Source organism: Streptomyces sp. NPDC004327 (genome assembly GCF_042873935.1).
Taxonomy (GTDB): Bacteria; Actinomycetota; Actinomycetes; order Streptomycetales; family Streptomycetaceae; genus Streptomyces.
This window is the reverse complement of sequence record NZ_JBIAME010000012.1, coordinates 213,843-237,650: the sequence shown is the minus strand read 5'-3', so window position 1 is coordinate 237,650 and position 23,808 is coordinate 213,843. Positions and strand designations below refer to the sequence as shown.

At 73.5% G+C, this 23,808-nt stretch carries 20 protein-coding genes and 1 tRNA gene; 12 read left to right on the top strand and 9 right to left on the bottom strand.

Features of this window, described 5'->3' with window-relative positions; translation table 11 throughout:
• Positions 1 to 152 precede the first annotated feature (152 nt).
• Entirely contained in the window at positions 153 to 857 is a 705-nt protein-coding gene (locus tag ACFYU9_RS34430) for a hypothetical protein (protein ID WP_389347578.1), read from the top strand.
• An 83-nt stretch (positions 858 to 940) separates the two neighbouring features.
• Here the strand turns inward: ACFYU9_RS34430 and ACFYU9_RS34425 are convergent, their stop codons facing one another.
• The gene (locus tag ACFYU9_RS34425) at positions 941 to 2,311 is read right to left on the bottom strand and encodes a right-handed parallel beta-helix repeat-containing protein (RefSeq protein ID WP_389347467.1); all 1,371 of its coding nucleotides are present in this window, start codon (positions 2,309 to 2,311) and stop codon (positions 941 to 943) included.
• A gap of 90 nt (positions 2,312 to 2,401) precedes the next feature.
• Here ACFYU9_RS34425 and ACFYU9_RS34420 point away from each other — a divergent pair, with 90 nt between their 5' ends.
• Positions 2,402 to 3,595, top strand: a complete 1,194-nt coding sequence (locus ACFYU9_RS34420) for a Dyp-type peroxidase (RefSeq protein WP_389347465.1) — start codon at positions 2,402 to 2,404, stop codon at positions 3,593 to 3,595.
• Positions 3,596 to 3,722: 127 nt separating this feature from the next.
• On the opposite strand, the gene ACFYU9_RS34415 is transcribed toward ACFYU9_RS34420, so the two are convergent.
• Positions 3,723 to 3,795 (bottom strand) — tRNA-Arg (locus ACFYU9_RS34415).
• A 105-nt stretch (positions 3,796 to 3,900) separates the two neighbouring features.
• On the opposite strand from ACFYU9_RS34415, the gene ACFYU9_RS34410 reads away from it, so the two are divergent.
• The 5 genes from ACFYU9_RS34410 (at position 3,901) to ACFYU9_RS34390 (ending at position 8,201) form a co-directional block, all read left to right on the top strand.
• Positions 3,901 to 4,086, top strand: coding sequence for a hypothetical protein (locus tag ACFYU9_RS34410; RefSeq protein WP_389347463.1), 186 nt, complete (start codon positions 3,901 to 3,903; stop codon positions 4,084 to 4,086).
• A 163-nt stretch (positions 4,087 to 4,249) separates the two neighbouring features.
• Entirely contained in the window at positions 4,250 to 4,936 is a 687-nt protein-coding gene (locus tag ACFYU9_RS34405; protein ID WP_389215464.1) for a ScbR family autoregulator-binding transcription factor, read from the top strand.
• 287 nt (positions 4,937 to 5,223) lie between these two features.
• On the top strand, positions 5,224 to 5,943 hold the full coding sequence (locus tag ACFYU9_RS34400; RefSeq protein WP_389347461.1) for a ScbR family autoregulator-binding transcription factor: 720 nt from the start codon (positions 5,224 to 5,226) through the stop codon (positions 5,941 to 5,943).
• A 340-nt stretch (positions 5,944 to 6,283) separates the two neighbouring features.
• Positions 6,284 to 7,972, top strand: a complete 1,689-nt coding sequence (locus ACFYU9_RS34395; protein ID WP_389347576.1) for a class I adenylate-forming enzyme family protein — start codon at positions 6,284 to 6,286, stop codon at positions 7,970 to 7,972.
• A gap of 16 nt (positions 7,973 to 7,988) precedes the next feature.
• Positions 7,989 to 8,201: a hypothetical protein gene (locus tag ACFYU9_RS34390; protein WP_389347459.1), complete on the top strand. Its 213-nt coding sequence runs from the start codon at positions 7,989 to 7,991 to the stop codon at positions 8,199 to 8,201.
• Here the strand turns inward: ACFYU9_RS34390 and ACFYU9_RS34385 are convergent.
• The gene (locus ACFYU9_RS34385; RefSeq protein ID WP_389215473.1) at positions 8,174 to 9,448 is read right to left on the bottom strand and encodes a M6 family metalloprotease domain-containing protein; all 1,275 of its coding nucleotides are present in this window, start codon (positions 9,446 to 9,448) and stop codon (positions 8,174 to 8,176) included. The two genes, ACFYU9_RS34390 and ACFYU9_RS34385, sit on opposite strands and share 28 nt — an antisense overlap.
• 477 nt (positions 9,449 to 9,925) lie before the next feature.
• Here ACFYU9_RS34385 and ACFYU9_RS34380 point away from each other — a divergent pair, with 477 nt between their 5' ends.
• The gene (locus ACFYU9_RS34380; RefSeq protein WP_389216043.1) at positions 9,926 to 10,534 is read left to right on the top strand and encodes a TetR/AcrR family transcriptional regulator; all 609 of its coding nucleotides are present in this window, start codon (positions 9,926 to 9,928) and stop codon (positions 10,532 to 10,534) included.
• Positions 10,535 to 10,771: 237 nt separating this feature from the next.
• Positions 10,772 to 12,301, top strand: coding sequence for an MFS transporter (locus ACFYU9_RS34375; protein WP_389215476.1), 1,530 nt, complete (start codon positions 10,772 to 10,774; stop codon positions 12,299 to 12,301).
• Between the two features lie 57 nt (positions 12,302 to 12,358).
• Here the strand turns inward: ACFYU9_RS34375 and ACFYU9_RS34370 are convergent, their stop codons facing one another.
• The gene (locus ACFYU9_RS34370) at positions 12,359 to 12,847 is read right to left on the bottom strand and encodes a MarR family winged helix-turn-helix transcriptional regulator (RefSeq protein WP_389215479.1); all 489 of its coding nucleotides are present in this window, start codon (positions 12,845 to 12,847) and stop codon (positions 12,359 to 12,361) included.
• A 135-nt stretch (positions 12,848 to 12,982) separates the two neighbouring features.
• Between ACFYU9_RS34370 and ACFYU9_RS34365 the strand changes: the two genes are divergently transcribed.
• Positions 12,983 to 13,774, top strand: a complete 792-nt coding sequence (locus tag ACFYU9_RS34365; protein ID WP_389215482.1) for a dioxygenase — start codon at positions 12,983 to 12,985, stop codon at positions 13,772 to 13,774.
• Between the two features lie 367 nt (positions 13,775 to 14,141).
• On the top strand, positions 14,142 to 15,155 hold the full coding sequence (locus ACFYU9_RS34360; protein WP_389215485.1) for an RNA polymerase sigma factor RpoD/SigA: 1,014 nt from the start codon (positions 14,142 to 14,144) through the stop codon (positions 15,153 to 15,155).
• Positions 15,156 to 15,238: 83 nt separating this feature from the next.
• On the opposite strand, the gene ACFYU9_RS34355 is transcribed toward ACFYU9_RS34360, so the two are convergent.
• Positions 15,239 to 16,201 carry a helix-turn-helix transcriptional regulator gene (locus tag ACFYU9_RS34355; protein WP_389347457.1) on the bottom strand — a complete coding sequence of 321 codons (963 nt, stop codon included), beginning with the start codon at positions 16,199 to 16,201 and terminating at the stop codon, positions 15,239 to 15,241.
• Between the two features lie 62 nt (positions 16,202 to 16,263).
• Between ACFYU9_RS34355 and ACFYU9_RS34350 the strand changes: the two genes are divergently transcribed.
• The gene (locus ACFYU9_RS34350) at positions 16,264 to 17,832 is read left to right on the top strand and encodes an MFS transporter (protein WP_389215491.1); all 1,569 of its coding nucleotides are present in this window, start codon (positions 16,264 to 16,266) and stop codon (positions 17,830 to 17,832) included.
• Positions 17,833 to 17,899: 67 nt separating this feature from the next.
• Here the strand turns inward: ACFYU9_RS34350 and ACFYU9_RS34345 are convergent, their stop codons facing one another.
• The 4 genes from ACFYU9_RS34345 to ACFYU9_RS34330 form a co-directional block, all read right to left on the bottom strand.
• Complete coding sequence (locus tag ACFYU9_RS34345; RefSeq protein WP_389347455.1) at positions 17,900 to 18,745, bottom strand: DUF6227 family protein; 846 nt, start codon at positions 18,743 to 18,745, stop codon at positions 17,900 to 17,902.
• Positions 18,746 to 18,849: 104 nt separating this feature from the next.
• Positions 18,850 to 19,938, bottom strand: coding sequence for a P1 family peptidase (locus ACFYU9_RS34340; protein ID WP_389347453.1), 1,089 nt, complete (start codon positions 19,936 to 19,938; stop codon positions 18,850 to 18,852).
• A gap of 21 nt (positions 19,939 to 19,959) precedes the next feature.
• Complete coding sequence (locus ACFYU9_RS34335; protein WP_389347451.1) at positions 19,960 to 20,757, bottom strand: SDR family oxidoreductase; 798 nt, start codon at positions 20,755 to 20,757, stop codon at positions 19,960 to 19,962.
• A 220-nt stretch (positions 20,758 to 20,977) separates the two neighbouring features.
• A complete protein-coding gene (locus tag ACFYU9_RS34330) occupies positions 20,978 to 23,791 on the bottom strand; it encodes a BTAD domain-containing putative transcriptional regulator (RefSeq protein ID WP_389347449.1) in 2,814 nt (937 codons plus the stop codon).
• Positions 23,792 to 23,808 lie beyond the last annotated feature (17 nt).

Sequence of the window (23,808 nt, the reverse complement as noted above, 5' to 3'; positions counted from 1 at the left end):
CAGCGTCGAGCCGCGTGCGGAGCGGGAGATCCCGGCAAGCCCGGCCGGGGCGGGTGCCGGGCCGCGTGCCCGGCGGTTCGGCCGGCCGTGCGGCCGGCCTCGGGACCGGCGGCCGGCGCCGATGGACGTGGCCGCGCCGGGCGGCCATTGGCATCGCGGCGGCCGCCTTCGCGGCGGGGGCCGCGGTCCTGATCACCGGCGGCGGCTCCGAGCCCGACGCTCCGCGTGCCCTGACCCCGGACGAGGCGAACCGGCTGGCGATCACGCGGTTCCGCAACTACGAGGCGCGCGGCCGCGCGGTGACGATCACCGTGCCGGGCACCGCCGGCGCGCTGACGGTCACCGGGTCCGTCGACTACCGGGGCAAGATCGGTTACGGCGTGGTGCACGGCACCGGACGGGACGCGTCCAGCGACGGGCTGATCGAGTGGACGGCCGACTCGGTGTACATCCACCCGATGACGGACGCCCCGGCGCAGGCGCCCGCCGCGCCGCCGCGCACGGGCTGGTTCCGCCGTCCGCTGCGGTCCTCCGGCAGCTCGCTGGACACCTCGCTGACCATCGCGCTCGGGCTCGGCAGCGACCGGCCGGACAACGCCGAACTGCTGCCGCAGAACGGCGCCGCCTGGTGGGGGCGGGACCAGGTGGACGGGCGTCCCGTGGACGTCATGACCGGACCGTCCTCACCCGACCGCTCCGGCACGGCGGGCAACGTGCGTTACTGGGTGGGCCCGGACGGCACGATGTACCGGGTCCGGGTCACCGTCGGTTCCGCGCCCCGGCCGGTGGACATCGCGTTCGACACCCAGAAGTACGTGCCGGTCGCGCCGGTACCCGGAGTCACGCCGAAGCAGTAGCAAACGGCTCGAAGCCGCAGGGACTCCAGTGGCTGCGGGACTCGCCGCCCGAAGAGCCGCGCGAGCCCATGGAACCCTGGCGCTCAGGGTGTCCGCACCCGCGCGCCCGCGGCGAGCAGGGACGGCGACGGGAGCGGGACGCCCGCCAGGTCCGCCGCTTCCGGCAGGTCCGGTACGGCCGGGACGGCGGTGGCGCCCGTGGTGCGGGCGTGCGGGAACTGCGGCTGGGGAGCGGGTGCTTCGACCTCGGTGAACGGGATGCCGCCGGGGGCCGTCGGCATCGCCCAGCGGCCGGCCGGTGAGAGCGTCGTGGCGGGGAGCGGGCAGGGCGAGGTGGTCGTGAGCCGGGCGGGCACGGTGCTGCGCAGCTCGTTGCCGCGCAGGCAGTTGCCCCGGCCGCGCGCGGCGGTGGGGAACGTCCAGCCGACGTCCAGGCCGTTGCCGGTGAACGTGTTGTCCGTGATCTGGTTGCCGATCGAGGGGATGTCGGCGGTCGCGGTGATCACCAGCCCGGCGTTGCCGTTGCCGGCGATGCGGTTGCGGACGAACCGGTTGTCGCTGCCGCCGTCGACGCCGACGCCGATGCCCCACCCGCCGTCGGCCTGCTGCGGGGTGGCGCGCTGCTGGTTGGCGGCGATCAGATTGCCGGCGAAGACGGCGCCCTGCTGGGGGAGCAGCTTCTCCTGGTGGTTGGAGCCGGTGGTCAGGCCGACCCGGTTGCCGACCAGGCGGTTGCCGATGACGTACATGTCCCCGCCCGCGTTGGTGCCCTCGTAACCGACCGCGTTGAGTTCGGCGATGTTGTCCCGCACCACGATGCGGCAGGGCTTGCACTGTCCGACGTAGATCCCCGAGTCGGCGCCGCCGGACGCGTAGGAGTGCTCGATGACACCGTTCTGCGCGGAGAACGCGTAGATGCCGTACAGCCCGTTGCGGGTCGCGGTCACGTACGAGACCAGGAACGACTTCAGGAAGGTGACGGGCTCGTCGCCGGTGTCGTAGCCGCCGCCGTGCCCCGGCAGCCCCGCGTCCGCCGCCTTCGCCGAACCGGTGACCAGCACGCCGTTCTGCGTGTTGTTCCGTACGGTCAGGTTCTCCACGGCCACTCCGGGCGCCGCGACGACGACACCGTTCGGCTGCCGCAGCCGTCCGTCGATGACGACCTTGTCCCGGGACTCGCCGCGAAGGGTGACGCGAGGCGTGGAGAGCTTCACCGACTCGTGGTAGACGCCCGGAGCGACCAGTACCAGGTCACCGGGGCGTGCCGACGACACCGCGGCGGAGATCGTCGGGGCGTCGCCGGGGACCCGGATCGTCACCCGCGCACCGCTCGGCCGCCGGCCTTTGCCCGCCCCGCCGTCGGCGTCGCCGTCACCGCCGCCGTCGCTGCAGCCGGCCACCAGTGTCAGCGTGCCCAAGACCGTCGCCAGCGCGCGGAGAGCTAATCGAGGCATGATCCCAGTCTGGCACGACACCTCCCAATTCCACTCCGGAAAAGGGAGGTTGACCGGCACGGGTGATTCCGGTGTGGCACTCTGCACTCCATGCGCCCAGCCGACTCCCGTCCGTCACGCCGCGCGTTCATCGGTGCCGCCGGGGCGGTGGCGGCCACCGGGCTCACCGCGGCGTGCGAGTCGCCCGAATCGTCCCCGACCGGGCCGAGCGGTCCCGCTTCGCCCGCGGCCGGGCCGAGGGAGCCCGCTTCGCCCGCGTCGGGCGCGCGGGTGTCGCCGACCGGCCGTCATCAGGCGGGCATCACGCTCCCCCGACCGGCCCAGCCGAACCTCCTGGCGCTGGTGGCCGACGTCGGCGCCGGCGTGGCTCCCGGTCCGCTGCTGGCCGAACTCGGCCGGACCGTCCGCGCGCTCGTCGCGGGGACCGACCCACGACTCCTCGGCCTGCCGCCGGGCGACCTCACCGTGACCATCGGCGTGGGCCCCCGGCTGGTCCGCACGGCCGGGGGTGCCTCGCTGCCCGGGGCGACGGGCCTGCCCCGGTTCTCCCGCGAGCGGATCGCGCCGCGGGCCCGGGGCGGCGACCTGCTGATCCAGATCTGTGCCGGTGACGCGCTGCTCCTCCCGGTCGCGGCCGCCGCGCTCCTGGACCAGGCCGGCGACCGCGTCCGCGAACGCTGGCGGCAGTCCGCGCGCCGCGGTGCGAACGTGCCCGTCGGTGGCGGCCTGACCGCGCCCCGCAACCCGCTCGGTTTCATCGACGGCATCGTGGGCCCCCACACCGAGGCCGAACAGCAGCGCGACCTCTGGCTGGCCGGGCCTCCCGCCGTCGCCGGTGGCACCCTCGCCGTACTGCGCCGCATGGAGCTCGACCTGCCGCGGTTCGCCGCCCTGTCCGTACCCGAGCAGGAAGCGGTCTTCGGACGCCGCCGGGCCGGCGGCGCCCCCCTCTCGGGCGGCCCCGCCGCGTCAGGCCCGGACCTCGGCGCCAAGACGCCGGACGGACGCTATCTCGTCCCCGCGGACGCCCACGCGCGCAGGGCGAACCCCGCCGTGGTCGGCACCGGCCTCATGCTCCGCCGCTCCTACAGCACCGACGACCCCGCCCCCGGCCTGCTCTTCATCAGCTTCCAGAACGACCTGCGGACCTTCACCGCCACCCTCACCCACATGGACACCTCCGACGCGCTGCTGCCGTTCACCACGACGACGGCCAGCGCGACCTTCCTGATCCTCCCCGGCTTCGACGACCGGCACCCGCTCGGCGCCGGGCTGTTCGGCTGATCGCGCAGGGCGGATGCGAGCGCCGGCCGCCGGCCGTGGGTGACCGCGGTCGTTGATGTCACAAGCCGATGTCAGAATCAGATGCCAAAGGCCACACCTCAACGTCGAGGTGTGGCCTTTGCGCTTGTGCCCCCGGCAGGATTCGAACCTGCGACACCCGCTTTAGGAGAGCGGTGCTCTATCCCCTGAGCTACGAAGGCGGGATACAACGCTCGACAGTGTAGCGGGTGGACTCGGCCCGGCCGGGGAGTCCGGGGAGTCCGGGGGAAGCGGGCCACGAGGCGCGGACCCGGGTGGCGTGCCGGATGGAGATCACCGGGGAGATCGCCGGGGAGACCGTCGGGGAGGGTGTGGACGAGGTCGGGCCGGGGCTGGGGCCGGCGATCACCGCGGACTGGCCCGAGACGATGGCGGCGCCGGTGAAGTGGGCGGGGGCCGGGCGCGCGCCGCGGGCGGGCTCGAACTGCCCGGCCCCGCAAGGCGGCTGGTGACCTGCCACACGCGAACGTTTACGATACGGACCAACCGGTTTTGTTTCCGCTTCCTTGTCGAACCGGTTGGGTGGTTTTATTCTCGAATTGTGGACGCGTGAAGCATCCGGTTGGAAACGCCAGCCTTACGGTCTACTTCGCACCGTGAGGTACGGAGGATGTAGTGGCACAGCAAGAACGCGCCATCCGCACACGTCAGAAGATCGTGCTCGCGGCGGCCGAACTGTTCGACGAGGTCGGCTACGAGGCCGCGACGATCTCCGAGGTGCTGAAGCGGTGCGGGGTCACCAAGGGGGCCCTCTACTTCCACTTCTCCTCCAAGGAGGAGCTCGCCCAGGAAGTCCTCGCCGGCCAGGTCTCGGCCCTGCCGCCCGTCCCGCAGCGTGAACTCTTCCTCCAGACCCTCACCGACGAGGCCCTCGTCCTCGCCCACCTCCTGCACATCGCCGACCCCATGGTGCGCGGCAGCGTGCGCCTCACCGTCGACCAGGGCTCGCCGCACGACGGCCTGGACCGCCGGGTCCCGATGCAGGGCTGGATCGACCACAACGTGGACATCCTGACCAAGGCGAAGACGGCCGGCGAGCTGCTGCCGCACGTCGACATCCCCGCCACCGCCAGCCTCTTCACGGGCAGCTTCACCGGTGTGCAGGTCCTCTCCAAGATCATGACCAAGCATGGCGACATGGTGGAGCGGGTCTCCGACCTCATGCGGACCATCGTCAGCGCCATCACCGTCCCCGGCGTGCTCGTCCGCCTCGACTTCTCGCCCTCGCGCGCGGAGTCCGCCTATGAGGAAGCGATCAGCGTGCGCGACGCGGCGGGATCGCAAGCCCTTCCCGCGCACTGAATTGACGGCCTGTCAGGGTGAGGTGTGCTGTCGGCCGTTGTGACCGCGTTCGTTGTTCACCGCTGACTTTCGGCCATGGTGTGGAGCCGTGGGGGTCCCGTCGGCCGCATGGTCCTCAGGTCATGAACTCGGCTGTCCAGCCGCGCTGTTGAGGTCTGTTTCCGGCTGTCATCCGGCCGCCTCGTGACCCTGTGGCGGGCAAGCTCCTTTCCGTGACGCGAAATACCGCTGGGCCGGTTTGTTAAAGTGCTGGCAAAATGATGGTTGGCGCTGTGTACGGAGGTCCCTTGGCCAAGCAGGAGCGGGCGATTCGGACGCGCAACGCCCTCGTCGAGTCGGCGGCCGCGCTCTTCGACCGGGACGGTTTCGAGGTCGCCTCGCTCGCGACCATCAGCGCCCGCGCCGGGGTCAGCAGCGGGGCCCTGCACTTCCACTTCCCCAGCAAGGCCGAGCTGGCCGACGCCGTCGTCGCGGCGGCCGGCGAGCGGCTCGTACGGATCACCCGGGAGCGCGAGGCGCTGCCGCTCCAGACCCTCATCGACGCCAGCCACGAACTCGTCGAGGGCCTGCGCTCCGACGCCGTCCTGCGCGCCGGCTTCGCCCTCGGCTCCGCGAACGGCACGACCGGGAGGACGACCGCTGGGGCACCGGCGGCGGACTTACGGCGGCTGTGGTGCGCGTGGGTCGAGTCCGTCGTCGCCCGGGCCGAGCGCGAGGGCCTCCTCGCCCCGGACGTCACGGCCGAGGAGGTGACGGCGACCGTCGTCGCGGTCGCCGCCGGGCACGCGGCCCTCGGCCACCACGACCCGAGCTGGCTGGAGCGCGCCCCGCTCACCCGCTTCTGGACGCTGTTGCTCCCACGGATGGTCGGCGCGGCCCGGGTGGGGCTCTTCGTGGCCTCGGGCGACGGGGCCGGGTCGTGGGACGAAGGTCAGGGAGAGGGCCCGGGTGAGGACGCGGGCGAGGGCGGAGGCGAGGGCGGGGGCGGGCCCGTGGAGCGCTCCTGAACGGCGCTGAGTAGCGTACGGGCGACGGCGGAGGCGGGGCGGCGGCAAGGCCGGAAAACGGCACGAGGGGACGAGGGGAGCAACCGTGGGCGAGCGGCACGATGACCGGCCGGCGGACCGGCAGGCAGCGGACCAGCACGCGGCCGGTCAGGGATCGGACGGTCAGCGGTCGGACGGTCAGGGTTCTCCCGGCCAGGGATCGGACGATCAGGGATCGGACGGCCTGGGCTGGCACGGCCAGGGTTCGGACGGCCTGGGCTCGCACGACCAGCGGTCGGACGGCCAGTCTTCGGACGACCGGGTTCCGCTCGACCGGGACCCGGCCGACAGGTCCGCGACCATCAACCACCCTCCCCACCCCCACTCCGACCACCCCCACCTCCTCACCGCCCCCGGCGCCCCCTTCGCCGTCGACGAGTACGGCGTCTACGTCGGCGGTCCCCGCACCCTGCGCGAGTTCGTCGAGGCCACCTGGGCCTTCGGTGACCGGCCGTTCCTCATCTCCGAGGACGGGGCGACGACGAGCTACCGCGCCTTCTTCGACGCCGCCTGCGGTCTCGCGCGGCGGCTCGTCGACGTGCACGGGCTGCGCCCCGGCGACCGGGTCGTCGTCGCGATGCGCAACCACCCCGAGTGGCAGACGGCCTTCTGGGCCGCCCAGCTCGCCGGGCTCGTCGCCGTGCCGCTCAACGCCTGGTGGACCGAGGCGGAGTTCGCGTACGCGCTCGACGACTGCGCGCCCCGCGGGCTGCTCGTGGACGGCGAGCGGGTGCCGCGCGTCGCCGCGTGGGCTCGCGCGCACTCCGTCCCCGGCATCGTCTTCCACGGCGCGGGAGCGGAGCCGGTCGAGGGCTTCGAGGCGTACGTCCCCGACACCGACCCGTTCCTCGGCCCGCCGCCCGTCGACGTGCTCCCGGAGCACGACGCCACGATCATCTACACCTCGGGCACCACCGGCCGCCCCAAGGGCGCCGTCGCCACCCACCTCGCGCAGGCGGGCGCGGCCATGAACCCCGGCTACTTCGCGGCCGCCTCGGCCCTGCGCCGCGGTGAGCGGCCGGGCGCCGGGCGGGTGCCGGTCTCGCTCGCCACGTACCCGTTCTTCCACGTCGCCGCCTTCACCTCCTTCTACTCGGTCATGGCGGCCGGCGGCACCCTCGTCCTGATGCGCAAGTGGGACCCGGCCAGGGCCCTGGAGCTGATCCGGGCCCACCGCGTCACGCACTACGCGGGCGTCCCCACCACCGCGCTCCAGCTCCTCGACCTCGCCGCGCGCACCGGCGATCCGCTGGAGTCGGTCACGATGTTCAACACCGGCGGAGCGGCCGCGCCGCCCGGGCTCGCGGGGCGGATCGCCGCCGCGTACGGGGAGCGGATCGAGCCCCGCAACGGCTACGGCCTCACCGAGACCTGCGGCGGTGTCCTCGCCAACTTCGGCGCCGACTACCGCGCCGACCCCGGCAGCGTGGGCCGGCCCACCCCCGCCACCCGGCTGCGGATCGACCGGCCGGACGCGGCCGGCGTCGGCGAGCTGTGGCTGCGCGGCCAGGCGCTCGTCCGCGGCTACTGGCGCGACGAGGCCGCCACCCGGGAGGCGTTCACGGCGGACGGCTGGTTCCGTACGGGTGATCTCGCGCGGATCGGGGACGACGGCCTGGTGACGATCGTCGACCGGCTCAAGGACATGGTGATCCGGGGCGGCGAGAACGTGTACTGCGTCGAGGTCGAGGGCGTGCTCCTCGACCACCCGGACGTCGTCGAGGCCGCTGTCCTCGGCGTTCCGCACCCCGTACTCGGCGAGGAGGTCGCCGCCGTGGTCCGCCTCCGCGAGGGGGCCACGGCGGGTCCGGACGGCCCGGCGGGTCCGGTGGGTACGGCGGAGCTGCGGGCGTACGTGGGGACGCGGCTCGCCGCGTTCAAGGTGCCCGCGCACGTCGTCGTGCGGGATGCGGAGCTGCCCCGCAACGCGGCCGGGAAGGTCCTCAAGCGCGAGCTGCGGGACCTGCCGGAGCTGCGCGGCCTGCGCTGACCTGCTGGACCTGCGCGTGCTGGGCCACCTGCCGGACCCGCGCGTGCTGGGCCACCTGCCTGACCTGCGCGGGCTGCGCGGGCTGCGCCACCTGCCGGACCTGCGCATGCTGTGCGTGCTGTGCGACCTGCCGGACCTTCGCGAGCCGCGGGATCCGCGGGATCCGCGGAATCCACGGGATCCGCGGGACGCTCCGCAGGCTCAGTTCCGCGAGACGCGGATCCGGTAGCCGCCCGATGCCGGGTCCTCGTCCAGGACCGTGATCCGGATGCCGTTGGCGCGGTCGGTGAAGGACTCGCCCGGTCCGTACGGGGCGTCCGACAGCTCCGCCTGGACGTTGGGGCGCCTGGTGCAGCCGCCGCTCTCGTGGTCGCTGTCGGTGACGGTGATCGGTCCGTGCCCGGTGTCCACGTCCGTGTCGATGCGGTAGACGAGGACGCCGGGCTTGCAGACGGCCTCGTCGTTGCCCTCGCGGGTGCGGACCTCGACGGCGTAGCCGGAGGTGCCGGAGAACGGGGCGAAGACGAGCTTGGGGCCGCCGGTGGCCGCCAGCGGGGTCAGCGTGTACTCGAAGTCGCCGGGCCGGGAGGCGCAGATGACCTGGTCGTCGTCGAGCCAGCCGAGCTTCCACTTGTGCCAGCCGAGCAGGTCGTTGTTGGCCCCCCAGTCCTCGGACATGATGTCCCAGTGCCCGACCGTGCCGCCGCCGTCCGCGGTGTAGAGGTCGGGGAGCCCGAAGACGTGGCCGTTCTCGTGCGGCAGCACCCGGTAGCCGGTGTCGGCGTAGCTGCCCGAGCCGTCGTCCTGGCGGCTGTAGACGAAGGACGTGTTGGAGAGCGGGACGCCGTCCGCGTAGGGGGCGTCGTCGTTGCCGGAGAAGGTCACGGACAGGACGGTGTCGAGCGCGGAGGGCCCGGCGTTCGGCGTGACGAGGACGTTGACCAGGTCGTAGGCGCTGAAGTCCACGCGCGTGTCGGCGGCCTTCACGATGTCCTCGACGAGCTTGCGGTAACCCGGTTCGTACGGTGAGCCGCGCTCGACGCCGTACGAGGAGAAGGGGTGCGGCATCCGCAGCCAGTCGGGTATCGGGGCCTCGGGGCGGTACCGGAGGCGGCCGTACGAGCTGACGCGGAACCAGTCGGACGTCCGCGGGAAGAACTCGCGGAAGCGGCTCATGGCCGTGCCCTGCCCGGGCGCGTCCGGGAAGTCGATCATCAGGTTCAGGGCCCTGATCTGGCCGGTGGAGCGGGCGTACCCGGGAGTGGTCGGGACTCCCTCCGACATCTGCACACCCATCGTCGTGGCGATCCGGCACGGTCCCAGCGGCGCCTTCCCGGGCCCGTTGGCCACGGGTCCCGCGGAGGCGGGGGCCGGGCCGGGCAGGGTCGTGCTGGCGGTTGCCAGGGCGGCGATCGCGAGGGCGGCCGCCGAAGCCAGGGCGATGGGTCTGCGTATCCGCCGGGGGGTCTCCTGCATGCGGTCGCCTCTCTGAACGCCGTCAGCTCCGTCGGCTCCGTCGTCTCCTTCAGTGCGATCAGCCTGTGGCGGGCGGTCGGGGGGCGCGCGTCGGGTGGGCCGACCGGGGGACGTGACCGGGGACGGCCCCTGATGTGACCCAGGTCACATCAGGGTCGGGAAATAACCGGGGATCCGTTCCCCGTTTATGCCTGTGTTCGACGAAGTGGGGACTCGGTCCCCGGATCACTTGGATCACTCGGATCGCTCGAATCGCGTGGATCGCTTGGATCACCAGGGAGAGGTACGGCAGTGAGCATCAGCCCCGCTGACACCGCGGTCGCGTCCGCCGCGCCGGCCACCGCCACCGGACCGGTCGACGCCACCGGACCGGTCGACGCCGCCGGGCCGGCCGCCGGACCGGTCGACGCCGCCGGACCGGCCGACGGCGGATCCGCCGCGCCCGCCCGTCGTGTCCCGCGCCCGCGCGCGGACGCGCTGCGCAACCGCGAGCGGATCGTGACGGCGGCCCGCGAGATGTTCGTGGAGTTCGGCGCACAGGTGCCGTTCGACGAGATAGCCCGCCGCGCCGGCGTCGGCAACGCCACGCTGTACCGCAACTTCCCCGACCGCGACGAACTCGTCCGCGAGGTCGTCCTCTCCTCCATGTCCCGGATAGCGGAGCGGGCGCGGGAGGCCGGTGAGCAGGAGGGTGACTCCTTCGACGCGCTCCGCCGCTTCACCCACGCCGCCGCCGACGAGCGGGTCGGTGCCCTGTGCCCGATGCTCGACGGTGCGTTCGACAAGGACCACCCCGACCTGATGACCGAGCGCGCCCGCCTGGAGGAGGCCGTGCAGGGCCTCGTCGACGCGGCGCGGGAGGCCGGCCGGCTCCGCGCCGACGTGGGGGTCGGGGACCTGATGGTGGCGGTGTCGCAGCTGACCCGTCCGCTGCCCGGGAAGGCCTGTCTGGACATGGACCGGTTCGTCCACCGTCATCTGCAGGTGTTCCTGGACGGCCTGGAGGCGCCGGCCCGCTCCGAACTCCCCGGTGTCGCCGCGACCCTGGAGGACCTGAGGACCAGCTCCTGCGCCGCCCGGGAGTGACGCCCGTCGGTGCCGGTGCCGGTGGACCGCGCCCCGTCGTCGGCTTCGTACCCCCGGCTTCGTACCCCCGACCTCGTACCCCCGGCTTCGCACCCCGACTTCGTGCCCCCGGCTTCGCAGCCCCGGCTCCGTAGCCCCTGACCCGTCATTCCCTTCTCTTAAGCACCCCGCAACCCCCCTCCCCTAAGTCCCGTTTCATCTTCTTTCACCCTTTCGCGCCAAGAGGTGGCTACCCCCATGCCTAAAATCCCCCAGACCCAGGCCGATCCCAGTCGCTGGAGAGCCCTGGTCTTCATCGCCCTCGCGCAGTTGATGGTCGTGCTCGACGCGACGATCGTGAACATCGCGCTGCCCTCCGCCCAGCAGGACCTCGGCATCTCCGACGGCAACCGGCAGTGGGTCATCACGGCCTACGCGCTGGCCTTCGGCGGTCTGCTGCTCTTCGGCGGCCGCATAGCCGACCTGTGGGGCCGCAAGCGCACGTTCGTCGTCGGTCTGATCGGTTTCGCCGCGGCCTCCGCCCTCGGTGGCGCCGCGACCGGCGAGGCGATGATGCTCGGCGCCCGTGCGCTGCAGGGCGCGTTCGGCGCGCTGCTCGCGCCGGCGGCGCTGTCCCTGCTCGCGGTGATGTTCACCGATGCCAAGGAGCGCGCCAAGGCGTTCGGCATCTACGGTGCGATCGCCGGTGGCGGTGGCGCCGTGGGCCTGATCCTCGGCGGCTTCCTGACCGAGTACCTGAACTGGCGCTGGACGTTCTTCGTCAACATCCCGTTCGCGGTCATCGCGGCGGCCGGTGCCTTCTTCGTGATCCGTGAGCCGGCCGGCGGCCGCAACCGCTCGCCGCTCGACATCCCGGGCGTGGTCCTGTCCACCCTCGGTCTGGTCTCCCTCGTCTACGGCTTCACGCACGCCGAGCGGCCCGACGGCTGGACGGACCCGGTGACCATCGGTCTGTTCGTCGCCGCGGCCGTGCTGCTGGCGGCCTTCGTCCTCGTCGAGTCGAAGGTGAAGTCGCCGCTGCTGCCGCTGCGCGTCGTCACCGACCGCAACCGCGGCGGCGTGTACCTGTCGCTCGGTCTCGCGGTCATCGCGATGTTCGGCCTGTTCCTGTTCCTGACCTACTACCTCCAGGTCGTGAAGGGGTACTCGCCGGTCAAGACGGGCTTCGCGTTCCTGCCGATGATCGCGGGCATGATCACCGGTTCCACGCAGATCGGCGCCCGCCTGATGACCCGGGTCCCGCCGCGCTGGCTGATGGGGCCGGGCTTCCTGACCGCAGCGGTCGGCATGCTGCTGCTCACGCAGCTGGAGATCGGTTCGTCCTACGCCGGGCTGATCCTGCCGGCGCAGCTGCTGCTCGGTCTCGGCATGGGTACGGCGTTCATGCCGGCGATGTCCCTGGCCACGCTCGGAGTGGACCCGCGGGACGCCGGGGTCGCCTCCGCGATGGTCAACACCTCGCAGCAGGTCGGCGGTGCGATCGGCACGGCCCTGCTGAACACCATCGCCGCCTCCGCCACCACCGCGTACATAGCGGACCACGCGGCGGGCGCGACCACTCCGTCGGCACAGAAGCTGCTCCAGCTCCAGGGCATGGTCGAGGGCTACTCGGCGGCCATCTGGTGGGCCGTCGGCATCCTGGCCGTCTCCGCGACCCTCGCGCTGACCCTGATCACCACCGGGAAGCCGGGCGGCGGGGTCGTGGCGGGCTCGGGCTCCCGCGACGGTGCCGAGGACGAGGTGAAGATCCCCGTCATCGCGCACTGATCCGCAGGCCCACCTCTTCGGCGCTTCTCCTGCCCTGGCCCCGCTCGGCGTCCTCGCTCAGCGGAGCCAGGGCAGGTCCGCGTCCGGGCCCGTGGGCTGGAGGCCCTCGGAGACCGTCCGCATGATCGCGCCGAGCTGCTCGACCTGCTCCGGGGTGAGCCGGTCGAAGAGCGCCTGGCGTACGGCGCCGACATGGCCGGGCGCGGTGCGGCGCAGCACCTCGTAGCCGTCGTCCGTCAGCGTGGCGAACTGGCCGCGCTTGTCGGAGGGGCACTCCTCGCGCGCGACCCAGCCGTTCTTCTCCAGGCGGGCGACGGCGTGCGAGAGCCGGGAGCGGGTGATCTTGGCGTCCTTGGCCAGCTCGGTCATCCGCATGCGGCGGCGCGGTGCCTGGGAGAGCTGGACGAGCAGCCCGTAATAGATGTGGGGCATCCCGGCGTCGCGCTGCAACTGGCGGTCGAGATGGTCCTCCAGGAGGGTGGTGGCGTGGAGGTAGGCGCGCCAGGTGCGCTGTTCCTCGTCGCTGAGCCAGCGGGGTTCGGTCATGGAGCCATGGTACGACCAATTCTTGAAAGTTGAACTAGATCCGGTCTAAGCTGTGCGCGAGCAGTGAGCTTGAAACTTCAAGAATCGGGATCTTCTCCGGTCCCCTCGGATCTCGCGGTGAAGGAGGCGGACGCCATGGACGACGCCACGCCTGTACGAATGCCGGCCCTCTATCTCTCGCACGGCGCCCCGCCGCTCGCCGACGACCCGGTCTGGCCCGGCGAGCTGGCCGCCTGGTCCGCCGGCCTGCCCCGGCCCAAGGCGATCCTCATGGTCTCCGCGCACTGGGAGGAGGCCCCGCTGGCCCTCGGCGCCACCGAGACCGTGCCGCTCGTCTACGACTTCTGGGGCTTCCCCGAGCACTACTACCGGGTCCAGTACGCCGCCCCCGGCGCGCCCGGGCTCGCCGAGTCCGTCCGCAAGCTGCTCCGCTCGCCCGCCGTCCCCGTCCAGGACATGCCCGACCGCGGGCTCGACCACGGCGCGTACGTACCGCTCGTCGAGATGTACCCCGGCGCCGACATCCCCGTCCTGCAGATCTCCATGCCCACCCTCGACCCGCGCCGCCTCATGGACATCGGCCGCAGGCTCGCCCCGCTGCGCGACGAGGGCGTGCTGATCGTCGGCAGCGGCTTCTTCACCCACAACCTGGCCGCGCTGCGGCACACCGGCGGCGGCGTGCCGGGCTGGTCGGCCGAGTTCGACGCGTGGGGGCACGAGGCGCTCGCCGCGCAGGACGTCGACGCCCTGCTGGACTTCGAGCACAAGTCCCCGGCCGGCCGTCTCGCCCACCCGCGCACCGAGCACTTCGCCCCGCTCTTCGTCACGATGGGCGCGGCGGACGCGGCCGGCGACCTCGACGCGGAGCGCAGTGTCATCGACGGGTTCTGGATGGGGCTGGCGAAGCGGTCCGTGCAGTTCGGCTAGGCCGGCAACCCGGCGGCGGCACGGTGCGTCTTCACGGCCGGAGCGGAGCCGAGGAAGCCGCCGCTCCGGTGTGCGGGGCGGAGTGGGGCCGTATGTGACGACGGTCTCACGCGGATCGTCGCGGAGGGTGGGCGCGGGGCTGTACGGACGGCTCCGGATCACCCGCCGCGCCCGGCCTGACCTGCGGGTCCGCGAGGGCCCGGGCCCGGCGCTCCACGCCCTCGGAAGCGCGGCGGCGGCGCAGGATACTGCATGATCGCGAAAATCCATGTGCCGGGTGGGAATTCTGTCCTGATTCCAGTCGTTGTTTCCGTCGGATGCAGGGCACCCGACAGGGTGTCGCGACCTACTCAGCAAGGGAGCACGCATGGCAACCCGTGCCGTCGCCCGTCGTCAGTCGTCCGCCGCGAGCAGCACCGCGCGGGGAAGCAGCCGGGCCAGCAGCGTTCGCGTCGTGGGCGGGGAGATCGCCGACCGCGACCTGGTCGGCATGTACCTCGACGAGATCGCGCGTACGCCCCTGCTCGACGCCGCCAAGGAGGTCGAGCTCTCCCAGACGATCGAGGCGGGTGTCTACGCCCAGCAGATCCTCGACGGCGAGGCCGAGAGCGAGGCGGGCGGAGCCTCCCGCGAGGAGCTCGAGGCGCTGGTCGCCGAGGGCGAGCGGGCCAAGGACCTCTTCATCAAGTCCAACCTGCGGCTCGTCGTGGCCGTGGCCCGGCGCTATCCGCGCAGCGGGCTGCCCCTGCTCGACCTGATCCAGGAGGGGAACGCGGGCCTGGTCCGCGCGGTCGAGAAGTTCGACTACGCGAAGGGCTTCAAGTTCTCCACGTACGCCACGTGGTGGATCCGCCAGGCCATCACCCGCTCCATAGCCGACCAGTCCCGCACCATCCGGCTCCCCGTCCACCTGGTGGAGGAGCTCGGACGGATCCGCCGCGTCCAGCGCGAGTTCAACCGCGAGAACGGCCGCGACCCGGAGCCCGCGGAGATCGCGGAGGAGCTGGGCTCCACCCCCGAGCGGGTCACGGACGTCCTGGACTGGGCCCGCGACCCGGTCTCCCTCAACATGTCGGTGGACGACGAGGGCGAGACCCAGTTCGGCGACCTCCTGGAGGACACCTCCGCGATCTCGCCCGAGCAGTCCGTCCTCACCCTGCTGCGCAGCGAGGAGCTCGACGACCTCATCGACAAGCTGGACCACCGCACCGCCTCGATCATCCGCATGCGTTACGGCATCGAGGACGGCCGCGAGCGCACGCTGACCGAGGTCGGCAAGGAGCACGGCCTCACGCGCGAGCGCATCCGCCAGATCGAGAAGCACGCGCTGCTCGAACTGAAGAAGATGGCACGGGACACCGGCTTCGACGCGGTGGCCTGAGGCCGCCGCCGCGACCGCGCGGCGGCGCGAGACCAGGGCGTGCGGGCCCACAGGGCGGGGCCCGCAGGGCCCGCCGGGTGCCGTCAGCCCTGCGACGACGCCGCGCCCAGGCGCGCGCCCAGCTCCGCGGCGTAGGCCCGCAGAGGTTCCGGGCCGTGGATGGTGAAAGGCGCGTCGACCATCGCGAAGCGCACCGCGAGCCACTCGGTCGAGTCGGTCGTACGGGTCCGCAGCCGGCAGCCGTCGGGGCCGGTGGCCGTCGGCGTCAGGTGCGCGGGCAGGCGCGCCGCCACGAACTCGGCCGGGGCGCCGAAGCTGACGTCGAGGTCCAGCTCGGGCTGGGCGCGTGACATGGACTGCGTCATGTACGCGGCCGCGTCCCCGGCCGGCAGCTCGCGGGGCGAGAAGCGCGCACCCGTCGGGAAGGGTTCGCTGACCCGGTCGACGCGGAAGGTGCGCCAGTCCTCGCGCCCCAGGTCGTACGCGACGAGGTACCACCGCCGCCCCGTCGACACCAGCCGGTACGGCTCCACGAGCCGCTTCGTCTCCGTGCCGTCGCCCGCCCGGTAGCCGAACCGCAGGCGCTCCTGCCCGGTCACCGCGCCCGCGAGCGAGGTCAGGGTGCCCGGCGCGACCGTGGCGCCGTCGCCGCGGGTGAGCGGGATCGTCGCGTTCTGCAGCGTGGAGACCCGGTGCCGCAGCCGCGACGGCAGCACCTGCTCCAGCTTCGCCAGCGCCCGTACGGACGCCTCCTCGACGCCCTCGATGGCGTGCCCGGCCCCGGCCCGCAGCCCGACCGCGATGGCCACGGCCTCCTCGTCGTCGAGGAGCAGCGGCGGCATGGCGGTCCCCGCGACGAGCCGGTAGCCGCCCACCGCGCCCTTGCTGGCCTCGACCGGATAGCCCAGCTCGCGCAGCCGGTCGACGTCCCGCCGGATGGTGCGCGGCGACACCGAGAGCCGTTCGGCGAGTTCGCGCCCGGGCCATTCGCGCGGGGTCTGGAGCAGCGACAACAGAGTCAGGAGTCGTGCCGGTGTGTCCGTCATGTTTACCAGGATGGGGGCCAACTAGGACATGAGCTGACCTATATGGCCTTTACTTTTCCCGTATGAGTTCACACGACGCCGCCCTCGCCGCTCCGGACGCGGCCCCCCAAGCCGCGGACGCGGCCGACGCCGCCGACAGAAGGCGGTGGATAGCCCTCGCCATCGTCATGACCGCCGCCTTCATGGACCTGGTCGACGCCACGATCGTCAACATCGCGATCCCCAGCATCGAGCGGGACCTCGGCGCCACCTTCGGCGCGATCCAGTGGATCACCGCCGGCTACGCGCTCGCGTTCGCGGCCGGTCTGATCACCGGCGGGCGGCTCGGTGACATCTACGGCCGCAAGCGCCTCTTCCTCACCGGCACGGCCGGCTTCACCCTCGCCTCCGCGCTCTGCGGCGTCGCCGCGAACCAGGAGATGCTGGTCGGCTCCCGCCTCCTCCAGGGCGCGGCGGCGGCGATGATGGTGCCGCAGGTCCTGTCGATCGTGCACGTCACCTTCCCGGCGCACGAGCGCGGCAAGGTCTTCGGAATGTTCGGCGCGATCATCGGCCTGGGCGCGGTCTCCGGCCCGCTGCTCGGCGCGCTGCTCACCCAGTGGAACATCGCGGGCCTGGAGTGGCGCCCCATCTTCCTCATCAACCTGCCGGTCGGCGTCGCCGCGATCATCCTCGGCCGCCGCTTCATCACCGAGTCCAAGGCCCCGAAGGCGCTCCGCCTCGACCTGGTCGGCGTGCTCCTGGTGACCGTCGCGCTGCTGATGCTGATCTACCCGCTGACCCGCGGCCGCGAGCTCGGCTGGCCGCTGTGGGGCCACCTGATGATGGCCGGCAGCCTCGTCGTGTTCGCCGCGCTCGTCGCCTACGAGAAGTACAAGGCGCGCAAGGACGGTTCGCCGCTCATCGAGCTGTCGCTGTTCAAGGTGAAGTCCTTCGCGGCCGGCATCGCCGTCCAGCTGACCTTCGGCGTCGTGATGGGCATCTTCTTCCTGGTCTGGACGCTCTACATGCAGATCGGGCTCGGCTGGAGCCCGCTGAAGGCCGGCCTGACGGGCGTGCCGTTCTCGATCGCGGTGTCCATGGCGGCGGGTCTGTCCGTCCAGCAGCTGGTGCCGCGCTTCGGCCGCAAGGTGCTCCAGACGGGCGCCGTCACGATGGCGGCCGGCATCCTGCTCTACTTCTTCGTCGCCGGCCGCTACGGCGCGGACATCCATCCGTGGCAGATGATCCCGCCGCTGGTCGTGATGGGCCTGGGCATGGGCCTGATCGTGGCCCCGCTGACGGACGCCGTGCTCTCCGAGGTGCCGCGCGAGCACGCCGGCTCGGCCTCGGGCCTGATCAACACGACCGGCCAGATGGGCAACGCGCTCGGCCTCGGCCTGGTGTCGGTCGTCTTCTTCGGCACGATCGACGAGAAGCGCCTCGCGATGGCCCCGGCGGAGACGAGCGCCGCCTTCACCCACGCCTTCCAGAACTCGCTGGGCTGGGCCGCGGCGGTCCTGGCCGGCATCTTCCTGGTGATGTTCGCCCTCCCGGCGAAGCCGAAGCAGCACCTGGAGGGCGGCGGCGAGGAGGAGCCGGCGCAGGACGGCACGCCGACCGTCGAGAAGGAGCCCGCGCTGGTCTCCTGACCGGCCGTCTCTCACGAGGGAGGGTCCGAGGGGTCGCCCCTCGGGCCCTCCCTCGCCGCGTGCGGCGTCAGCGGACCCGGGAGCGGGACTCCATCGCCTCGCGCGCGGCGCGCTCGTCCTCGTACACCTCGCACATGTGCCGGCCGTCCGGCGTCGCCGTGTGCTCGACCTCCCACAGGCTGAGCTCGCTGCCGTCGAGCAGCAGGAACTGGTGCTCGTAGAGGGTGAAGCCGGCGTCCCGGCCGCCCTCCACGGGGCACTGGCGCCCGAAGGCCTGAGTGATGTGGTGCGCGAACGCGAGCCGCAGCCGGCGCGCGGTCGCCTCGCCCGGCCGGTCCGCGTTCTCCGCGCGGCGCAGCACCCTGCGGGCGTGGTCCGCCGAGTTGTCCGGCACGTACATCCGGGGCTGGGCCGGTATGGGGCGGGCCAGGAGCGCGCTCAGCAGCTCCAGGTCGTCGTCCTCGTCGGCGGGCGTGCCGTCGGGGCGCTCCGCGCTCCAGCCCAGCGAGGGTCCGGCCGGCAGCCGGGACGCGGCGAGCCGGGCGTCCGCCTCGGCCGCGTACAGCTCGTGGTGCTCGGTGCCGTCCCGGCCGGAGTTGTGCACCAGCTCCCACAGGCTGAGCGCCGTGCCGTCGGGGAGCAGATACGTGTGGCGGTACGTGGCACGGTGCAGCGACGCGCTGTGGTGCGAGGAATACAGCGCGTTGGAGTGCGCGAGGGCCGACTCCAGACGCTCGATCATGGAGTCGGGCAGGTCGAAGGAGTTGAGCGCCCGGCCGAGGAGTCGCTCAAGGTGGGTCTCGGTCGTCTCGTACGGATCGTGAGGGTGATCCTGCGGATCGTTCAAGAGGGTCTCCAGGCCGTCGCCGCATGTCACTTGATGCTTGCTAAACGTAGTCCCTGGGTCTGACATCGTGTCCGGCGTTCGGGAAAACGAACGGGGCGCACAATGAGTTTCCGCGCCCCCCGAAAGTTTTCTTCAACTTCCTTTGGTATACCGGCAGTCGGGGCGCCGGGCTAGTCGCCGTACGCGTCGGCCTGCGCGTCCCCGTACAGCTCGCGGTAGGCGGGGAAGTCCCCGCCCGGTCCCGAGATCCCGGTGGGCGGTGCGAGGACGGCCCGGACGATGGCCCGCGTGACGGCGTCCGCGCCCGCCGCGAGGATCTCGTTGAGCGCGAGCGGACCCGGCGCGGAGGGCAATTCGCGCGCCCCCGTCGCGAGCGCGAAGACCGTGTCTCCGTCGTTGAGCAGATGCACCGGACGGACGGCGCGCGCGATGCCGTCGTGCGCCGTCCCCGCGAACTTCTGCGCCTGCGCGCGGGTCAGCACCGCGTCCGTCGCCACCACCGCCAGCGTCGTGTTCATCGGCGGCGGCGCGAGCCTGGCCCGGGCCCGCGCGAGCCGGCGCCGCGCGGCCTCGTGCACGGCCGGGTCGGGGTCGGCGGGGCGCCCGCCTCCCGCGAAGCGGGCGCCGTACGGAACGCCCGTCTCCGGATCGATCGCCGCGCCCACCGCGTTCACGACCACCAGCGCGCCGACCGTGATCCCCGACTCCAGGACCGTGCTCGCCGTCCCCACCCCGCCCTTGAGCCCGCCGACCACCGCCCCCGTGCCCGCGCCCACCGCACCCGTCACCACGCGCGCGCGTGCCTCAGTCGCCGCCGCCGCCTCCACCGCCGCGCGGCCCGTCGAGGCGTCCGGCCGGGCCGCGAAGTCGCCGCCCCGGCCCAGGTCGAAGACGCAGGCCGCCGGCACCACCGGCACCACGTGCGCCGGGTCCGGACCGACCCTTACGCCGCGCCGCCGCTCCTCCAGCCAGGCCATCACCCCGCCGGCCGCGTCGAGCCCGTACGCGCTGCCGCCGGTCAGGACCACCGCGTCGATCCGCTCCACCAGATTGCGCGGGTCGAGCGCGTCCGTCTCCCGGGTCCCCGGGCCCCCGCCCCGTACGTCCACGGCGGCCACCATCCCGCCCTCCGGCGCGAGGACCACCGTCGTACCGGACAGCGCCCCGGCGCCCGGCACGCGCGCGTGGCCGACCCGCAGGCCGGCCACGTCCGTCAGTGCGTCATGCATGTGCTCGATCCGCGACCCGGCCTCCGTCATGCCTCCTGCGTAGCACGAATGTCAGCGCTTGGGGCCCAGGTAGGTGCCGCCCGAGGCGTCGATCACGGTGCCGGTGATCCAGCGGCCCTCCGGCGAGGCCAGGAACGCCACCGGGTCCGCGATGTCCTCCGGCTGGCCGACCCACGGCAGCGCCTGGCCCCCGAGCAGCATCTCCTCCAGCTGCGGCATCGCGGCGAGCGCGGCCGTGAGCCCGGCGGTCTGCGTCGGTCCGGGCGCGACCGTGTTGACGGTGATCCGGCGGGCGCCGACGACGTTCGCGAGCGTGCGGGTGAACGTCTCCATCGCGCCCTTGGTCATGGCGTAGGCCAGCTCGTCGGCGAGCGCGATCCGAGTGACACCGGAACCGATGTTGACGATGCTGCCGCCGTCCCGCAGCACCGGCAGCAGCTGCTGCACCAGGAAGTACGGGGCCCGGACGTTCACCGCGAACAGCCGGTCGAACTGCTCGACCGTCTCGTCCTGGAGGTGTCCGCCGGACGACGTGACGGCCGCGTTGTTGACCAGTACGTCGAGACCGGCGTCCCCGGCGTCCCGGGAGTGGGCGGCGAGCCCCGCCCGCACGCCCTCGGCGAGCGAGCGCACCCCGTCGTACGACCCGAGGTCGGCCGCCACCGTGAACGCCCGCCCGCCCCGCGCGGCGATCAGATCCACGGTCTCCTGCCCGGCGGCCGCGTCCGACCCGTAGTGCACGGCGACGAGCATCCCGTCCTGCGCGAGCCGCAGGGCGATGGCCCGCCCGATGCCGCGCGAGGAGCCGGTGACGAGAGCGGTGCGGGGGGCGGTGGTGTCGTTCTGCATGGTGGTGACTCTCCCTGTCGGGTCCTTCGGACCTTGGTGCCGGGCGTTCGCCGCGACAGGAGGAGAGTCGCCGGGGCCGCTGACGGGACGCGCACCGCACGCTGACGACCGCTGACAGGGGTTGTGCGGTCAGCAGTTGTTCGGTGTGCGGTCGGCTCGGGCTGACAGGGGTTGTACGGCGTGCGGTCGGCTCGCGCTGACAGGGGTGTACGGCATGTGGTCAGCCCGGCTCGGGCAGCCCCGCCCGCCGCGCCACCGCCGCCGCCCGGGCCCGGTCCGCCGCCGCCGGTCCGGTGTCGCCGGCGGCCTCGTGGACGGCGGCCCGCCTGCCCAGCAGGTCCACGATGTCCTCGGCGACGCCCAGCGACTCGAAGAGCTCCAGGGCCTCGGCGAACAGCGGCAGCGGGTCGGGTGAGAGCCCGGCGAGGCCCTCCAGCGCGGTGGCCGTGCCCCAGCGCTCCCCGAGGGCCCGGAAGCCCGCCAGGGCCTCGGTCAGGGCGGCCCGCGCCGCCGGCACGTCGCCCTGACCGAGCGCCAGATGTCCCTGGCCCGCGAGTCCGAGCGCCCGCGTCCAGGGGTCGTCCGGCAGCGGAAGGCGTGCCTCCGGCCGTTCCCCGGGCCCGGCCGCCGTGGCCCACAGGAAGGCGGTGAAGGGTTGACGCAGCGGTTCCGTACGGGAGGTGAGCAGGGTGCGGGCGCGGTCGAGGCGCCCGGAGTGCGGGCCCATGGCTCCGGCACCCGCGGCGAGGACGCACAGCACGTACTCCTCACCCAGACCGGCCGCCTCCGGGTCGATGCCGGCGCCGTCGACCGCGTCCAGGAGTTCTGCCGCCAGGCCGGCGACCTGGCCGCGCAGTCCCCGCAGCCACCAGTACGGGGTGAGGGCGGCCACCAGGCGGAGGGCGTCCGCCGGGGCGTGCGCCGTCGCGCGGCGCAGCGCGGCGCGCAGGTTCGCGTCCTCGGCGTCGAGGCGGGCCAGCCAGTCGAGCTGGGCGGGTCCGCGCAGCCGGGGGTCGGCGGCGCGGGCGAGGGCCAGATGGTGGGCGGTGTGCGCGGCGGGCGCCGGGTCGCCGGCCGGGAGCCGGCCGGCGGCGAAGGCCCGTACGGTCTCCAGCATCCGGTAGCGGACCGTGCCGGTGTCGAAGGCACCGGCCTCCACCAGCGACTTCTCGGCGAGCGAGGCCAGCACGTCCTCCGCGTCCGCCTGTTCCACCCCGCACACCCGGGCCACGGCCTCTGCCGTCGCGCCGCCCCGGAAGACCGAGAAGCGCGCGGCCAGTTCCCGCTCCTCCGCGCCCAGGAGCTCCCAGCTCCACTCGACGACGGCGGCCAGCGTCCGGTGCCGCTCGGGCGCGGTGCGATCGCCCCGCGAGAGCAACCGGAAGCGTTCCGCGAGCCGTTCGCCGGAACCATCGTCCGCACGCGTACGGGACTCCTCGCCGGGGCCCGCGCCGGCACCTGCGCGGGGCTTCTCGCGGGGGCCCGTACCGGAACCGGCGGGCGACTTCTCGCCGGGGCCCGCGCCGGAATCCGCGCGGGGCTCGTCGCGGGCGCTCGTGCCGGAATCCGCGGGCGACTTCTCGCGGGAGCGTTCACCGATCCGTTCACCGAATCCCTCGCCGAATCCCTCGCCGAGTCGCTCGCCGAGCCGGTCGGCTATCTGGTCGACGGTAAGGGTGCGCAGGCGGGCCGCCGCCAGCTCCAGGGCCAGCGGGAGCGCGTCCAGGGCCGCGCAGATCTCCGGCACGCGCGCGTGTCCGGCGAAACCGGGCCGGGCCGCCGCCCCGCGCCGTACGAACAGCTCCGCCGCCGCGCCCGGCGCGAGCGCGCCGACCGGCAGCAGCGATTCGCCGGTGATGCCGAGCGCCTCCCGGCTGGTGGCGAGGACCCGCAGCCCGGGACAGCCGGCCAGCAACTCCCGGACCAGCCCGGCGGCCTCCGCCACCACGTGCTCGCAGTTGTCGACGACGAGCAGCAGCGGCCGGTCCGCGAGCGCGCGCACGAGCCCGTACGGGCTTGCGTCCCGTACCCCCAAGGCCCGGGCGAACGCCGCCACCACCTCGCCGGGCCCCACCGCCGCCAGATCCACGAACACGGCCTCGCCGCCGACGCCCGCGCCCGTGCCGCCGTCGCCGACGGCTTCGACGGCGAGGCGGGTCTTTCCGGCGCCGCCCGGGCCGACCAGCGTCGACAGGCGCGCCGAGGCCAGCAGGGCGCGCAACTGCTCCCGTTCGCGCTCCCGGCCCACGAAGTCGGTGAGCGGGACGGGCAGCCGGGAGGCTCCCGCCGCACGGGCGGCCCCCGGCTCCTCGCCCCGCAGCACGGCCAGATGCGCCGCCGTCAGCTCCGCCGCCGGATCCGCGCCCAGCTCCTCGGCGAGCGCCCCGCGCACCTCCTCGTACACGGCGAGCGCCTCCGCCTGCCGGCCCGCGCCCGCGAGCGCCCGCATCTGGAGGGCGCGCAGCCGCTCGCGCAGCGGATGCGCGGCCGCGGCCCGCGCCAGCTCCGGTACGAGCGGGGCGGGGTCGCCGCCCGCGGCGAGCAGCGCGGCCGCCCACTCCTCCAGGGTGTCGAGCCGCAGCGCGTCGAGCCGGGCCGCCTGCCCCGCGGCGTACGGAGCCTCCCGCACGTCCGCGAGGGCCGGCCCGCGCCACAGCGCGAGCGCCTCGCGCAGGAGGCCCTCGGCCCGTACGGGATCCCCGGCCGCCCCGGCCCGGGCACCCTCCCGGGCCAGCCGCTCGAACCGGAGGGCGTCCACGTCGTCGGCGCCAGCGCCGGTCAGGCGGTAACCCGCCGGGGAGTGCTCGACCTTGACGCCGTCCGGGAGCGCCCGGCGCAGGCGCGAGACCTGCGACTGCAGGGCGTTGGCGGCACCGGCCGGAGGCTCGTCGCCGTACAGCCCGTCGACGAGGCGTTCGGCCGTGACCGTCCGGCCCGCGTCGAGCAGCAGCAGCGCCAGCAGGGCCCGGGCGCGGGGGCCGCCGGGGGCGGGGGCGCCGGAGACGGTGAGCGGGCCGAGCAGCCGGAAGGTCATGTCACGCATTGTGGCGC